Annotated in this window: 12 protein-coding genes; 1 reads left to right on the forward strand and 11 read right to left on the reverse strand. The window is 66.2% G+C overall.

Annotated elements, in window-relative coordinates:
- Positions 1–352: 352 nt before the first annotated feature.
- From QZ951_RS03155 to QZ951_RS03205, 11 genes are all read right to left on the reverse strand, one after another.
- Complete coding sequence (locus QZ951_RS03155) at positions 353–787, reverse strand: response regulator (protein ID WP_292998469.1); 435 nt, start codon at positions 785–787, stop codon at positions 353–355.
- Positions 774–1,538, reverse strand: a complete 765-nt coding sequence (locus QZ951_RS03160; RefSeq protein WP_292998471.1) for a HAMP domain-containing sensor histidine kinase — start codon at positions 1,536–1,538, stop codon at positions 774–776. Before QZ951_RS03160 ends, QZ951_RS03155 begins: the two co-directional genes overlap by 14 nt.
- A complete protein-coding gene (locus tag QZ951_RS03165) occupies positions 1,529–2,449 on the reverse strand; it encodes a restriction endonuclease (RefSeq protein ID WP_292998473.1) in 921 nt (306 codons plus the stop codon). Before QZ951_RS03165 ends, QZ951_RS03160 begins: the two co-directional genes overlap by 10 nt.
- Before the next feature lie 451 nt (positions 2,450–2,900).
- Positions 2,901–4,283: a wax ester/triacylglycerol synthase family O-acyltransferase gene (locus QZ951_RS03170; protein ID WP_292998475.1), complete on the reverse strand. Its 1,383-nt coding sequence runs from the start codon at positions 4,281–4,283 to the stop codon at positions 2,901–2,903.
- 221 nt (positions 4,284–4,504) lie between these two features.
- The gene (locus QZ951_RS03175) at positions 4,505–5,410 is read right to left on the reverse strand and encodes a patatin-like phospholipase family protein (RefSeq protein WP_292998477.1); all 906 of its coding nucleotides are present in this window, start codon (positions 5,408–5,410) and stop codon (positions 4,505–4,507) included.
- 52 nt (positions 5,411–5,462) lie between these two features.
- Entirely contained in the window at positions 5,463–6,200 is a 738-nt protein-coding gene (locus QZ951_RS03180; RefSeq protein WP_292998479.1) for a hypothetical protein, read from the reverse strand.
- A 62-nt stretch (positions 6,201–6,262) separates the two neighbouring features.
- On the reverse strand, positions 6,263–7,507 hold the full coding sequence (locus tag QZ951_RS03185) for an EAL domain-containing protein (protein ID WP_292998481.1): 1,245 nt from the start codon (positions 7,505–7,507) through the stop codon (positions 6,263–6,265).
- Positions 7,504–10,905: a PAS domain-containing protein gene (locus QZ951_RS03190; protein ID WP_292998483.1), complete on the reverse strand. Its 3,402-nt coding sequence runs from the start codon at positions 10,903–10,905 to the stop codon at positions 7,504–7,506. Before QZ951_RS03190 ends, QZ951_RS03185 begins: the two co-directional genes overlap by 4 nt.
- Positions 10,906–11,175: 270 nt before the next feature.
- Positions 11,176–11,985: a TatD family hydrolase gene (locus QZ951_RS03195; RefSeq protein ID WP_292998485.1), complete on the reverse strand. Its 810-nt coding sequence runs from the start codon at positions 11,983–11,985 to the stop codon at positions 11,176–11,178.
- A 369-nt stretch (positions 11,986–12,354) separates the two neighbouring features.
- On the reverse strand, positions 12,355–14,166 hold the full coding sequence (locus QZ951_RS03200) for an HTTM domain-containing protein (protein WP_292998487.1): 1,812 nt from the start codon (positions 14,164–14,166) through the stop codon (positions 12,355–12,357).
- 125 nt (positions 14,167–14,291) lie between these two features.
- Positions 14,292–15,008 (reverse strand): hypothetical protein, encoded by a 717-nt coding sequence (locus QZ951_RS03205; protein WP_292998489.1) that lies wholly within the window; start codon positions 15,006–15,008, stop codon positions 14,292–14,294.
- A gap of 270 nt (positions 15,009–15,278) precedes the next feature.
- Here QZ951_RS03205 and QZ951_RS03210 point away from each other — a divergent pair, with 270 nt between their 5' ends.
- Complete coding sequence (locus QZ951_RS03210; protein WP_292998491.1) at positions 15,279–15,944, forward strand: alpha/beta fold hydrolase; 666 nt, start codon at positions 15,279–15,281, stop codon at positions 15,942–15,944.
- Positions 15,945–15,966: the final 22 nt, after the last annotated feature.

Genomic DNA, 15,966 nt, shown 5'->3' on the forward strand with positions numbered 1-15,966 from the left:
ACCGGCCCCTTGTTCGTTCAGGACATTGCAGCGGCGGAGCGGGTGGCTACATTGTGCCAGTTTCTGCCGTTCGCGAGCGGCCGCTATCGGGAACGCTCTACATCAGCCGCGGATTTGTCTTAGCTAAGCGGAGGCAGATATGTCGGCCGGATGCACCCGTTGGGCATTACTATCCGCCGCCGCTGAAGAATGCATCTGCGTCGGCTACCCTGCCAAGTTCGCTTTCACAGCTACGCGAGAGGGCGATGGCAAGCTCCACAACTTGGCGGCCTGCCGAGTCTTTGGTTTCCGCCGCGAACTCTCATCGTTTCATACTGTCGATTCCGTTTCCGCGGGGAAGGCCAATGAACGGCTAAGTATTTTTTGAGGGTGCTTCAGCAAGTGACTTATTGATGACCGCCTTGATGACTCTGATACGTCCTTTGAGCACATAACGACAATAAAGTTTGTCCAGCTCTGCGGCTAGTGCTTCGTCGTCGTGGACTGTATAGGCAATTACGGAGTGTGCGCCGTACATCAAGTTCCTCGCCTTCTGTGCGACAAGCAGCCCTGGATACTTCATCACGGTCGGTGTAGTACTGGCCAATAATGACGGCGACGCCGGAATGTTCATATCAACGATGAGCAAACGAAATTCGCCGTTAGCCAGTACAGTCAAAGCCTCATCCGCCGTTGCTGCATAAACCTGCGCAAGACCCAGGTGCTCAAAAAAATCCGTTAGCCAAGTGGAGTATTCTCTCTCGTCATCGACGATAAGGACTTTCGTGCTCGTCTTACCCTTCGACATAAATGCCCTTCTCTTCCAAATTGAATGAGGGGAACCGAATGCGAAATGTCGTCTCTCGGCTCTGCGATGAATATTCAGCTTCGATCTTTGCGTCAAAGCCGGCTTCTAGAAGTTCCTTGCAAATAAAAAGTCCAATCCCGGATCCGCTGGCTTTGACAGACCTAGCGCCAATCCCTCTAAAACCTCGTTCGAAGATTTTTGCTCTCTCATTGAAGTCAAACCCAGGACCGAGATTTTTCACTTCGAGAATAAGATTTCCTGTCTTCTTCTGCTCATGGACGCTTACTGTGATCGCGGTGTTCTTGTCACCATACTTAACGGCGTTGTCCAAAAGGTTGGTGAACACTTGGCGCAGAAGATCGGGATGTCCCTTAACCCAGTATTGGGTTGAGTCAAGGAGTTGTATCTCCATGCCCTTCTCCTGCTTAGCAAGTTCCTGAAAGAAAGCTATTGCGTCAATAGTTTCTCTCGGTATAAGAGATTTCTTCGACAGCTCCCGCAAGCTTTGACGGCCAGCTTTTGTGCTCAAATTTGATAAGAACGCAAGATTTCTAACGAGCTCGATCGTATTAATTAGTTGAGCTGCTGCGGCGCGTAAACGTTGGTCGCGCTTCGCACTAGCCACGTGGCCTTCGACGATGTTGTCGAGCGTTCCTACAACACCATTGAGTGGGTTGATTATCTGGTGGGTAAAGTTAGCGATGAGTTCTGAATAAATGTCAATCTCAGACCTGCTTTCATTTATGGCCATCGCTGCTGCACCTCGATTACATTACCTAAGATTTTAAATTCGACATTGCAATACAGATTTAGCAACTGCGATGCCTCGATATACGTTCCAACCGAGGCCCAATCAGCGCGCCCTGGCGTATCGATTTCCAGTTTTACTTCCGCCCCGCCACTACTCGTAAGGGTGATGCCTTTAGGAAGGGCGACGAAGTTAAGAAGAGCGAGTAGTGCTCGTAAAGAGGCCGGATTAGCTTTGGCATGGCTCCCCGACGTCACCTTTACCCAGTCATACAAATCGTCATCATTAATAATCCTCGTAGTTAGACTGGCACCGTGGTCTATTACGGCCGACAATTCTGCTATCGCCGCAGAGAACTCAAGTGATCTGGGAATGCGTATGCCAAGCCCTTCGATGTCTCCACAAGCTGCTTGCGAGGCTTTCGCCCCAATAGCAAGCAATCGTTTGATACTGGGACCCCCCATGCTGGAAGGCGCAATCAGGCCATGTTTCACGCCTATGTCTGGGTAAATTGCGATGAAGCTCTCTAAGTCAGAAACATCCCAGTAGCGAATTGCCGGGCGCTCACGTCTAAAGTTATACCGATCTACCTCGTCCTTGCATTTTGGAGAGAGATAATTCGACGTGCACATCAGCAAAAAGTCTGCTTTGTGATTGGACGCGTAACTTAGCTTTGGAAAAACCGTTGGCCAGTCAACGGAATTCGAATACTTTTTGCACTCGATATACCAACGCTCTGGTAGTACGCGGCCGCTCATATCCGTTATAAAGTAATCACCCTCTATATCGCGGCCACCATCTGCGCCAGGGGTGCGCCACGTAGCATTTCTCAAGCCTCTCTGGAGCATGAGATCGTATATAAAATGCTCAAAGCCGGCGGGTGTAAGCCCATTAATTTTGTCTTTTATCGACACGACATTTTCACCGAATTGGTATGGCAGATAGCAAAGTTATTCGGGATAACTTTTGCTACCGAGCATCTCGAAATCAACTCTCTTTCAGAAATCAGATCCGGCGCAAAATTGCCCGTGTACAGAACTTAATCTAAGGAAGCCGTTAGCTCCAAATTCTTGGGGATCGGAGTAGGCCACATCGCAGGGCCCAACTGCCCGGCTTGGGCTGTGATCCCGTGCGACCCGATGAGCTACTCAGATGGTTCCTTGCCGCTAAAAAATAGCAAAACCACCTGGCCGGTTACCAACCTGTGGGGCATCAGTTTCGCTGTATTGACGAGAGAACCTGACGAATGAGTCCGATCATAAGCGCAACGCGAGAACAGGCGCAGTAACTCGGTTCCGATAGGCCGCTTTGAGGCACTGGCATTGGCGCCCGCGACTTCCGCTTCGGGCTGATTGCGGTCCCTCACTAAGAGGTGAGAAACCCCCGTAGCTCGTCAAGTGCCTCCCCCGTATAAACCGCAATCCGCTGCATATGCGGCAAGGTATCGCGGCAGCCGGTGAAGCCGAAGTTCATCGTGCCGGCGTATGACAGGCAGGTGATGTTCAGCGCGCCGCCGTGTGCGATCAGCGACACCGGGTAGGTCGCTTCCAGCTTTGCGCCATTCCAGTACAGCGGCCGGTCCGGGCCGGGGACGTTGGAGATGGTGATGTTGAATACTGGCTTCGCGCGGCCGCCGAGGCCGGTCAGCAGCTGCAGCGTGTACGGACCCATGATCATCATCGTGTACTGGGTCAGCGCGGATTTCGGCATCGCCTGCAGGTGTTCCTTGGCGCGGGCCGTGGACGCCTTGATCGCCGCGAGCCGTGCCATGGGATCGGCGATGTCGGTGGCCAGTGTCGCCATGATGAAGCTGATCGCGTTGCCGGTGGATTGGTCATCGGCTGGCCGCACGTTCACCGGAATGCCGGCGGTCAGCGGCGCTTTCGGCAACTGGTCCAGTTCACCGAGGAAGCGGCGCAGCGCGGTGGCGCACAGGTACAGCACGATGTCGTTCAGCGAGCAGTCGGCCTTCGCGGCCAGGCTTTTGAGTTCGGCAAGGTCGTACTGCTGGGTTGCGAAGCGGCGGGCCTGATTGACCCGGCCATTGAGCACGGACTTTGGCCCGGTGAACGGGCCGACCAGCGCATCGCCCGGCGTCTTCTTGGCGCGGCGCAGGCGGCGGAGTGCCGAGATCAGCGACGAGGCGGATTTCACCTTGGCGCCGAACTGTTCCTTGACCACCTGCATCGGATTGGCGGCGGGTGCCGTCGGCAGCTTTTCGCGCCGGGTCTTTTCCGGCGGCGGCACGCGCCACGGCGCGACCATGTTGCGTTCGTTCGGGTCCGGCGAGAACACGCGCGACATCATCCGCGCGCCGGACACGCCATCGACCAGCGAGTGATGCATCTTCGTGTACAGCGCCACACGATTGCCTTCCAGGCCTTCGATCATCGTGCACTCCCACAGCGGGCGGCTCAGATCGAGCTGGGTGGAGTGCAGCAGCGATACCAGCACGCCGAGTTCGCGCTCGCCGCCGGGGCGCGGCACCGACAGATGCCGGAAGTGGTAATCCATGTCGACGTTGTCGTCCTCGATCCACACCGGCAGCGCACGGCCCCCGCGCAGCTTGAGGTTCCACGGCTCCTGCAGCTCCTTCGAGGCCTTGGCGCGGGCGACGAGGTCCAGCACGAAGCCCTCGGGTGCGTCGGCCGGCAGCGAAAAGATCTGCAGTTGCGCGACATGCATCGGCGTGTCGCGAGACTCCACTTGCAGCCACGAGGCATCGAGTGGGTTGAGCTTTTTCGTCATCGCGGCGTTCTCCTCGGCGTGTTCTGGGTATGACCGAACTGTAGCGGGCCGAAGGGACCCGCGTGAGGATTTTCCAGCCGTCCGGCCGGGTGCGATTCGCAGGCTAGGGGGCGGCCTGGAAAACGGCTTTTCGTGCCCTCGGCGCACGAAAGCACGGCCGCGCACGCGATGGAACGACGGTGGACGCGCTGCGCGGTTCCACGCGCCGCATCGAAACGGCCTTACCGGGTCTTGGCCGCGATCGCGGCGCGGATCGCCGGCACGGCGGCCAGCGCGGCGCGTTCGCCGGCAAGGATCGCGCGCTGCTTGGACTCGAAGTCGGCGGCCTTGATGCCGTGGACGTCGGGGGCGATGACGACGTCGGCGGATGGCAGCTCGGCGCGGCGCAGGCTCGATCCCATGATGTCGAAGGCCTTCAGCACGGTGCCGAGGGTGGAGTCCTCGCGCGCTTCCTCGACCGGGGCGGAGACGTCCACGGCGATGACGACATCGGCCCCGAGGTCGCGGGCGAAGCGCACCGGGACCGGGCTGACGGTGCCGCCGTCGACGTATTCGTCGTTGTCGATGACGGTGGGCTGGAACACGCCGGGGATCGATGACGAGGCGCGCACCGCCAGGCCGACATCGCCGGTCTGGAACACCACGGCTTCGCCGGTGCGGAGCTTCGCGGCAACGGCGGCGAAGCGGCGCGGCAGTTGCTGGATCTTGCGGCGGCCGACGCGCTCGTTGACGAAGTTCTGCAGCTTCTCGCCTTTCAGCAGGCCACGGCTGAAGAACTGCCAGTCCGCGAACGCGGCGCGTTCGAGATCGAAGGTCATTTCCTGCAGCTGGAAGCCGTTCAGGCCGGACGCGTACAGCGCGCCGACGACGCTGCCGGCGCTGGTGCCGATGATCAGATCGACCGGAATGCCCTGCGATTCCAGCATCTTGACCACGCCGACATGGGCGAAGCCGCGCGCCGCACCGCCCCCGAGCGCGAGCGCCACCTTCGGCGGGATCGGCGCCGGCGGCGGCAGCACCGGTGGCGGCGGGGCGATCTCGACCGGCTTGGCCGGGGTGCCGGAACAGGCGGCAAGGAGACCAGCGGCGGCAACGACAGCGGCAAGCAGGCGGCGACGAGCGAGCATCGAAAGAATCCGTTCGGGAAAGCAGGGTGGGGCGCGGCAGTGTAGGGCCGCGTCAGGCGCGCGGCGATGGCTGCGCGGCGGCGAGTTCGGCGAACGTGAACAGCACCGGGCACACCGGCGATTCCGAGGCCCCGGCCAGCGGCAGCGGGAACGCGGTCAGGAAGTACTCGCCTTCCGGCACGGCGCGCAGGTCCAGACACTCGAACACGGCGGCGCGCGGCAGCAGGCGGCGGTGGATCGGCCGGGCGCGCGAGCCGGGCTGGAAATCGGTCGATTTCCACGACGTGAGATAGGCATTGAAGTCGGGGTTCGCCAGCAGCCAGTCGGCGGCGTCCTCGGTCAGGGTCAGCGCATGCGCCGGATCGTGCTGGCCGTTCGCGGCTTCCGGCAGCGCGGCCACGGTCAGGATCAGCTTGTCCGGCGCCTGATCGCGGCCGGTCGCGCGCACGATCTCGGCGCGCAGCATCGCGGCATCGACCGCGCAGTGCCGGGTGCCGCCGGGAGCGTCGCGCCAGATCGGCGCGGCCAGCTTCAGCAGCAGCACCCGTCCGTAGAGATTGGCGAGGCGATCCGGCGCGAAATAGGCGCCGACATCGGCGCCGTCCTCGAGGATGTGCGACGGCGCATCGACGTGCGGCAGGCTGTGCGGCGCCAGCCGGTGGGCGCCGTAGCGCACCGGCGGATGCGCCGGGTTGCACAGGTCATAGACCGGTTCGACGGTGTACGGCGCGCCCTCGGCCCACAGGCCGGGCGCATCGGGACGGATCAGCGGAGACAGGACGTAGGGCATGCGCCAGTGTCCGGTGTCTGGCCGCGCGTTTCCAGCGCCGTGCTGCGGCGATGCCTCCCGCCTCAGGCTTCGAGCGCCACCCGCCATTCCTCGACCAGCGCGCCGCGCCGCTGCGGCCAGTCGACCAGCCAGGCCAGCACGCGTTCCGGCGCGATCGGCCGGCTGAACAGATAGCCCTGACCGCGTTCGCAGCCCATCCAGCGCAACTGCCGCACCAGTTCCGGCTGTTCGATGCCTTCGCCGCAGGTCGACAGGCCGAGCTGCTGCGCCAGCCGCAGGCTCGATTCGACGGCCGCGCGGGCGACGCGGTCATCGAGCATCCGGGCGGTGAAGCCGCGATCGATCTTCAGTTCCGACAGCGGCAGCTCCGACAACTGCTGCAGCGACGAATAGCCGGTGCCGAAGTCGTCGATCGACAGCCGGAAGCCCTTGATCCGCAGCCGCGTGATGTTCTCGAGCACCACCGCCGAGCCGTTGGCGGCGTTCGATTCGGTCAGCTCGAAGGTGATGGTCTTCGGGTCCAGCCCGCGATCGAGCACGGCGCTGGTCAGGCACGCGGCGAAATCGAGCGTGGTCAGCACGCCGGGGCTCAGGTTGACCGACAGCGACAGCGTCAGGCCGACGTCGCGCCAGCCGCGCTGGGCATCGAGCGCGCCGGCCAGCACGGCATCGGTCAGCCGCGCCATCAGCGGCGTGTTCTCGATCTGCGGCAGGAAGCGGCCCGGCGCGATCACGCCGTCGCGCGGGTGCAGCCAGCGTACCAGCGCTTCGAAGCCGGTGACGTGACCCTCGTTCAGTTCGATCTGCGGCTCGAAGTACGGCACGAACTGGCCGGCATCGAGTCCGGCAGCGATCTCGTCCACCGTGTAGTCGGCGCGCGGCGTGCTCGGCGTGCCGCGCGGATGCGGGCTGGCCACGGCGTCCGGAATCGCGGCAACGGCGGTGCGCAGCGCGTCGATCGACACCGGCTTCGGCAGGATCGTCAGCAGCGCGCGGCCACCCAGGCGGGACAGGGTGCCAACGCTGGCGAGGATCTGGGCATCGAGCGCGCTGACCAGCGCCACCGGCGGCGGCGCCGGCAGTTCGCCGATGCGCCGCGTCAGCTCCATGCCATCGACGCCGGGCATGTCGAGATCGGTGATCACGAGGTCGAACCGCGCACCGTTCTCGATCAGTTCCAGCGCTTCGAGCCCGCCGCTGGCGGCCACGACTTCGCGCACCGGCAGCGCGGCGAGCATCCGGCCGAGCAGCAGGCGCTGCATCGGATGGTCGTCGACGATCAGCACGCGGCAGTCGGACGGGTTCATGCGGGGCTCCGGGACAGCAGGGCGGATCGGGTCTCGTCCGCCAGCGTGTTCAGCGCTGGCCACAGCGGCGGCAGCGCGGCCAGTGATTCCGCGCGCAGCCGGCCTTGCCAGTGTTCGACGGCCGCGCACAGCGCCGGCACGCAGGCCGATTTCGCTGCACCGAGCAGCCGGTGCAGGTCGCGCCGCAGGCTGGCCTCGTCGGCGGCGTCGAGATCGGCCTTCAGCGCCGACAGCTCGGCCGGAAGGCCGGCGGCGAAGGCGGCCCGCAGATCGTCGGCCAGTGCCGCGTCGCCGCCGGTCAGTGCCAGCAGGGCGGGGCGATCGACCAGCGGCGGTGTCGGGTTCGGCGCAGGCTCCGGCAGCGGCTCCGCCGGCAAGGCGGGCGCGCCGTCGAGCCATTTCGCCAGCTTGTTGCGCAGCGCGTCGAGCGACAGCGGCTTGCCGATCCAGCCGTTCATGCCGGCGGCGAGACAGGTCTCGACGATGCCGGCATAGACGTCGGCGGTGCAGGCGATGATCGGGATCGGCCGCAGCTGTCGGGCGCGTTCCTCGGCACGGATGATCCGCGACAGGTCGAAGCCGTCCATCTGCGGCATGTGGCAGTCGGTCAGCAGCAGCGCAACGCCGCCCTGCCGCCACAGCGCCAGCGCCTCGTGACCGTTCGCCGCGAACTGCGCCGGGTAGCCGAGGTGCTTGAGCTGCTGCTCGATCAGGATGCGGTTGACGGCGTGATCTTCCGCCACCAGCACCATCGGCCGGGTCGGCGCCGCCCGCATCGGGTGCTGCGGAATCGTCGCGGCGGGGCTGGCCTCGGCCCGCGGTTCGTCGAGGCTCGGCAGGCTCAGGTCGAGGGTCAGCGTGGTGCCCTGACCCGGCGTGCTGTCGAGGTTCAGGCTGCCGCTCATGCGCTCGGCCAGACCGCGGGCGATCGACAGGCCGAGCCCGCTGCCGCCGAAACGGCGCGCGGTTTCATGATCGGCCTGGATGAACGGCCGGAACAGGCGCTGCTGCACCGGCAGCGGAATGCCGATGCCGGTATCGCGCACGGTGATCCGCACGGCCCGCAGCGCCGGCTGGCGGCTTTCGGCCGTGCCCTCGATCGGGCTGACGGTGCAGCTGACCGACCCGCGCGCCGTGAACTTGATGGCGTTGCTGAGCAGGTTGTCGAGGATCTGGCGCAGGCGCAGGGCGTCGACGCTGACCAGCTTCGGCACGCCGGGCACGATCTGCAGGTTCAGCGGCAGGCCCTTGGCGCGGGCCGCCTCGCTCCAGAACTCGACGACACGGTGCAGTTCCTCGTGCAGCCGCGTCGGTTCGCTGCGGATTTCGAGCGCGCCGCGCTCCATCCGCGAGAAATCGAGCAGATCGTCGATCAGCCGCAGCAGCGACTTGCCGGAGCTTTCGACCAGCTTCAGGTTGTCCGCCTGCGCGGGCGGCAGCGCGCCGGGCGACGGCGCCAGCTTCATCATCTCGATCAGGCCGAGGATGCCGTTCAAAGGCGTGCGAATCTCGTGGCTGATGGTGGCGAGGAAGTTCGACTTGGCGCGGTTCGCGGCATCGGCGCCGTCGCGGGCCTCGCGCAGTTCCTGCTCGGCGCGCTTGCGCTCGGTGACGTCGAACACGAAGCCGTTCCAGACCACGCCGCGACCGGTGTCGGCACCGCGGCTGAAGCTGGCCTCGTGCCAGCGCGGGGCGTTGTCGGCATCGCGCATGCGGAACGCGAGCTGCACGTTGTTCGAGGACTCGCGGCAGCGCTGCAGCGCGGCGATCAGCTTGCGCCGGTCGGCCGGATGCACGCGCTTCAGGAACAGCTTCGGCATCGCCGTCAGCAGGTCCGGCGAGGTGCCGGTCATCCGCTGCACGCCGCGGCTGACGAAGCTGAAATGCGGCAGGCGGCCGTGGGCATCGAACTCGAACTGGAACACCACGGCGGGCAGGCCGTTGGTGATGTCGCGCAGCCTTTCTTCGGCTGCAATCGCTTGCATCGACACGCGCAGAAGATCGCTGCTGCGACCGGCGCGCTCGCGCTCGCTGCGCACCGCCTTGATCATCACCGCCAGCGTGCTGGTCAGCGGCCGGATCAGCTCCATCACGCCGTCATCGAACCCGGCCTCGCGATTGCCGAGGCCGACCATGCCGATCAGCCGCTCGCCGTCGTGGATCGGCACGCCGGCGTAGCTGTTCAGCGCCGGATGGCCGCTCGGCAGGCCGCCGGACGATTCGTGCTCCGCCGGGCGATTGGCGATCACCAGTTCGCCGGTGCGCAGGGTGCGGCCGAACAGCGAGTTCAGGTTGCGGAATTCCAGCCCATCGCGGTGATGGCGCTCGTACAGCGCCTGCATTTCGGCATTCCACGCGATGTTGGTCAGCGTGAAGGTCTTGAGATACGGGTTGCCTTCCGGGTCGTGCAGCACTTCGCCGATGAAGCCGTATTCGGCCTCGCCGAATTCGAGCAGGGTGCGCAGCAGCGAATCGCCCTGCTGGCGCAGATCGGGGTTCGCGATGAAGCGCTGCTGCACCTCGACCACGGCATTGATCAGCGCCGTGCTGCGCGCCAGCGCCAGCTCGTCGCGCTTTCGCTGGCTGATGTCGGCCAGCACGCCGGCCACGCGCAGCGGCGCGCCCACGGCATCGAAAGCCACAACCCGGCCGCGCGCCAGCATCCAGCGCGGGCTGCCATCGATGGCGATCAGCCGGTGTTCGACATTCAGCAGGTCCGATTCGCCGCGGCGCAGCCGTTCGATCTGCGCGCGCACTGCGGGCAGGTCGTCGGCGTGGACGCGGGTCAGCCAGCTGTCGACCGTATGCGACTGCAGGTCGCTCTGGAGGCCGGCGAATTCGCTCCAGAAATCGCCGAATTCCACGCGGTTGCTGTCGAGGTGCCAGTCCCAGTACAGCTGGCCGCCGGCGTTCAGCGCCAGCCGCAGGCGCCGCTCGTTTTCCTCGATCGCCTGCTGCTGCGCGTGCCGCGCGGAGATGTCGATGTGGACGCCGGCGATCGAGCGCAGGCGGCCGTCGGCGGTACGCGCGCCGGGCTGGCCGAGCGAATGCACCCACAGCGGGCTGCCGTCGCGCTTGAGCAGGCGGAATTCCTGGTCGAAGCACGGCGTGCGGCCGGCCACGACGGCATCGATCGCGACGACGACGCGGGCGCGGTCTTCCCAGTGGATCAGATGCTTCCAGTGGCCCGGCGTCTTCGGCATCCGCGCCGGATCGAAACCCAGTTGCGCGCACCAGCCGGCGCTGAGCCAGCCGCAGTCCGCCGCCAGATCCAGTTCCCAGCTGCCGACACCCGGCCCTTCGACCGGCAGATCGTCGAGCGCCAGCCGCTCGCCACGCAGGCCGAAGGCGGCGCGGCGCGGCGGAAGCGGAGCATCGAAAGGCAGGGACGACGGCACGAAGGCACTCGGCGGAAAGCGATTTGCAGCGATCCTGCAAGCCGTGTGCGCGCATGGTCGCTGCCGCGATTTCTGAAAGTGCCGCCGACCGGCGGCACGGCGAAGGCACCTGACCGGTCGGTTTGGCCGGCCTGCGGCGCGCGGTGCCGCTCGCTGGCGATGGGATCGCGGCCCGAACCGGGCCCGATCGGCGCCGGAATGACGGGTGATCGCGGGCGGCGCGGTCAGTGATCGACAACCGCTATCGGCAATGTCGCTTTTGTGGCGCTGTCAGCCTGCCGGGCCGAGCCGGAAGAAGCGCCGGGCGTTGTCGCGGGTGCGCAGCGCCACCTGCGCCGGCGGCTCGCCGCGGGCGGCGGCCACGGCCTCGCAGACGGCGGGCAGGTAGGCCGGCTCGTTGCGCCGGTCCTTCGGCTTCGGGCGCAGGGTGCGCGGCAGCAGGTACGGCGCATCGGTCTCGATCAGCAGCCGATCGGCCGGGATCAGGCGCGCAACGTCGTTCAGATGGCTGCCGCGGCGCTCGTCGCAGATCCAGCCGGTGAGGCCGATGTGGCAGTCCAGCGCGAGATAGTCGGCGCAGGCCTCGGCGGTGTCGGTGAAGCAGTGGACGACGGCATCGACGAGCGCGGCGCGATGCTCGCGCAGGATCGCCGCGAAATCGTCGTGCGCGTCCCGCTGGTGCAGGAACACCGGCTTGCCGGCGGCGATCGCGCCTTCCAGCTGCGCGACGAACGCCGCGCGCTGCGCCGGGCGCGGCGACAGGTCGCGGAAGTAGTCCAGCCCGCATTCGCCGAGTGCGACGACTTCTGTCGCCCGCGCCAGCTCGGCGATGCGGCCGGCGAGCGTCGGCGACCAGTCCGCGGCGTGATGCGGATGCAGGCCCGCGGTCGCGTACAGGCGCGGACGGCCGTCGGCAGGCGGCATCCGGGCAAAGCCGAGCGCCTGCTCGTTGCTCGCCGCGCACGAGCCGGTGACGACGATCGTCTCGACGCCCGCCGCCTGCGCGCGGGCCAGCATCGCGTCGAAATCCGCCGCGAAGCTTTCGTGGGCGAGATTCGCGCCGATGTCGACCAGCGCCATCGTCACGAATCTCCGAGGGCGGGCCAGAGGCGCCGCCCGTTCGCCGGGCACGGACTGCCACTGGCAGTCCGTGAAACCCCCGGCTCACTCGCGCCGATGTCGACCAGCGCCATCGTCACGAATCTCCGAGGGCGGGCCACAGGCGCCGCCCGTTCGCCGGGCGCGGACTGCCACTGGCAGTCCGTGAAACCCCCGGCTCACTCGCGCCGATGTCGACCAGCGCCATCGTCACGAATCTCCGAGGGCGGGCCGGAGGCACCGCCCGTTCGCCGGGCACGGACTGCCACTGGCAGTCCGCGAAACCCCCGGCTCACTCGCGCCGATGTCGATCCATCCAGCCATCGCCGTGCGGTGCCCGTCAGCGGCCGATCACGGCGCCGGCGGCGGCGCGACGAAGCAGCCGTGGCGCCACAGCACGAACTGCTCGACCGTCGGCGTTTCGCCGTACGGCACCGATTTCTCGAGCATGTAGATGATCTTGAAGGTATCGAGCTGCTCGCCGCCGGCATGCCGCGTGTTCCAGCTGCGGCACAGGTAGCGGCCGTAGTACAGACGGTTGTCGGCGAACGACGCGGCCCAGATCCGCTCCAGATACTTGTGCCAGCGGATGTTCTTCCACTCGTGCGTGATGTAGCGCGGCTTGTCGTAGCTGACGGCGCCACGCTCCGGGTGCAGCAGGTCGATCTCGCTGCCGTCCTTGAGCTGCGCCGGAATGACGAACCAGCCGTCCTCGCGCGACGGGAACGGCGCGAACATGTCCCAGTACTGATCGAGCCGGACTGCGCGCAGCGGCGGCGTCAGCGCGGCATACAGCGGTTCCGGCAGGACCTTGATCGTGCACAGGTTCCAGATCATCAGCACGATCAGCGCGAGGCCGGCGACGATCTGCGCGATGAGGCCGGTCTCGAACGGCCGCTCGTGGAACGGCAGCAGACGGGCGCTCAGCTGCCCGAAATCGCCGCGATTGCGGCCGACGAAGTTGTAGACGGCATTGCCCGGCGCCACCGCCCAGCGGCCGGACACCAGCCAGCCGAACGGCGCGAACACCGGCGAGCGGCGCAGCAGGATCACGAACGCCGGCCACTTCAGGTAGGCCTTGTCGTCGTGATCGATGATCACCCACGAGAAGTTGTCCTCGAGCAGCTTCTTCGCCCGCGGCGTGTCCTGCGCCGGCGCGATCTCGGCCCGTGGCAGCACCAGCAGCGTCTTCAGGATCAGCACACTCTTCAGGCAGAAGCCGCAGTCGCGGTCGTAGTAGATGCGCAGCGGGTGCGGACCGCGCCTTGCGGCGCGGCGCTCGCCGGCGCGGGCCGCGGCATCCCACAGCCAGCCGCCGGCAAACGTCGTCAGCGAGGTCAGGCTGATGTACGGGAACGGCCCGAGTTCCAGACAGAAGATGAAGCCGATGTGCATCAGCATCAGCATCGCCATCACCGCGAAGCGCAGGCTGCGGCTGAACACCGGCACGAACACCAGCAGCGGCCCGAGCAGTTCCAGCCAGTAGACGTAGTGCGTCAGCGCCGTGGTCAGCGGCGGGAAGGTCTTCAGCCACTGGCCGAGCGGTGTCGCGTAGCCGTCGATCGCCAATGCGTAGTCGACCGCGGTGCCGTTGTGCCAGTCGGCGCCGTTCTTGAGGATGGCACTGAAGAAGTAGACCGACATCACCTGCAGCAGCAGGCCGGCCGAGGCCCACGAGCGATGCAGGGTGTCGACCGGCGGCGGACGGCTCGACAACGCCGCGTCGACGCTGGCCCGTGCCGCCGCCGGCAGGAAGATCGCCCAGAACAGCAGGCAGGTGATCAGGATGTCGCCGCCGAGCAGCACCAGCGGATTGCGGTTCAGCAGGCTGCTGTGCAACAGGAACGCGACGAGCAGCGCGGTGCGCGTGCGCCAGCCGAAGACGATCAGCAGGGCCGCGATCATCTCGATCACGAACAGCGTCAGCGCGAACCAGGTTTCGCCGTTGGCGGTGTGGATCGTCGTGCGCCACAGGCCGTTGACCGCGACCAGCCAGTCGCGCGGCAGCACGCCGAGGTCGGTGTAGAACGCCTGCAGGTCGACCAGCCGCCAGCACAGGTCGACGAACAGCACCGTGCCGAGCATCACGCGGAACAGCGCCAGCGTGCGCAGGTCGATGCCGAAGATCGCATCCAGACGGGGTTTCAGCCAGGGCGGAATCATCCAGCGGGTCTCGGGGCAGGGCGTGGCGGGAACGGGAAACGGCGGAAACAAAAAGGGAGCCTTGCGGCTCCCTCAGATTGTCGCAGGCGATCGGCTGATCGCAAGAAACTGGTCAACGCGTGATGTCAGCGCTTCGGCGCGGCCTGCAGGTCGCCCATCTGGCCGGTGCCGCCATCGAGCCAGTTCAGGCGCTCGACATCGCGATCGGCGGCGATGCGGTCGCCGGTGCCGGCGTAACCGGTCGCGCCACCCGTGGCACCGCCGGCGAGACCGCCCAGCAGGCCGCCCGAGGCACCCCCGAGCAGGCCGCCGCTGTTGCCGCCGAGCAGGCCGCCGCTGCCGCCGCCGAGCAGGCCACCGCTGGAACCGGTGGTGGTGCCGGTGTCGACGCGCGGGCTTTCGTCGTTGCGGGCGACTTCGAAGATCAGGTAGCCGACGCCGGCGGCACCCGCGATCATCAGGCCGAGGTCGAAGAAGGTCAGGCCGCTGCCTTCGCCGCCGCCGACGCTGCCGTCCTCGTTCTGGCGCAGGGGCACCAGACGGCCGGCGAACGGAACGCCGCCGAACGAGGCGATGCGGTTGCCGCGGTTGTCGAAATCGAACGCGGCCAGCGGCGGCAGATCGCCACCGTTGTCGGCGCGCAGCCGGTTGTCATAGGACATGCGCAGGCCGTAGTGCAGCGGCGCGCGCAGCGCCTTGCTCGGCTGCGGATGCCCGAAATCGACGCTGATGTAGGCGTTGGCCTGCGGGCGCGTGTCGAGGTTGCTGCTCGGGCCGGCCAGTGCGGTCCAGGTCCCTGCCAGCGCGATGGCGGCGCCGGTGACGACTGCGAGTTTCCGCATTACATCCCCCAGTGAGTCGATAAGATTTCTTGGTTTGCGGCCCGTTTCGAGCCGAGTTTCCGGTGCGGCTGGCAGGCGATGATCCAGCGCTGCTTCAGCCGGTGAGCACCAGCGCCGGAACTATAGGTTCGCCTCGGGGCACTGGCAAGTGAAGTCCCGGCTCGCCCCCGCCGGCCGAAGCGCTGGAAATGCCGCGGAACATCGCCCGGAAACGCGCGCTGGTGCCCCCGGAATTCGACCGCGGCCGCAGGCCATCCTAGACTCGCAGCCATGTTTGCCATCCCTGAAAACGCCCTGAAAAGCGGCGGCAGCGCCGAGTTGATGTTCAAGGGCCCCGCCGGTCGTCTGGAGGGGCTGATCGCGACGCCGAAGGTCGAGCCGATCGGCACCTGCGTCGTCTGCCATCCGCACCCGCTGTTCGGCGGCACCATGGGCAACAAGGTCGTCTGGACCGTGGCCAATGCCGCGCTGAAGGCCGGCCTGCGTGTGGCGCGCTTCAATTTCCGCGGGGTCGGGCGCAGCGAAGGCCTGTTCGACGACGGCCTGGGCGAAACCGAGGACGCGCTGGCCGTGGCCGAGGCGATCCGCGCGACCGCGCCGAACCTGCCGCTGGTCCTTGGCGGGTTCTCGTTCGGCGGCCACGTCGCGCTGCGCGCCGCCAGTCGCACGCCGACCCGAGCGCTGGTGACGATCGCCCCGCCGATGGGCCGCTACCTGAAGTCCGACGCGGCGCCGGCCCATCCGCATTGCCCGTGGTTTGCCGCGCACAGCGCCGATGACGATGTCGTGGCCTACGACGAAACCGTGGCCGCGTTCGCAACCTACGACCCGCCGCCCCAGTTCCAGCATTTCGATGGCGCCGGTCACTTCTTCCACGGCCGCCTCGGCGAGCTGCAGGACGCCGTCCTGCGCTTCCTGTCGCCGCTGCCGGCGTAAGCCCATTTCCACTGGAGTCTCC

The sequence above is a fragment of the Nevskia sp. genome (assembly GCF_021732705.1).
Classification (GTDB): domain Bacteria; phylum Pseudomonadota; class Gammaproteobacteria; order Nevskiales; family Nevskiaceae; genus Nevskia.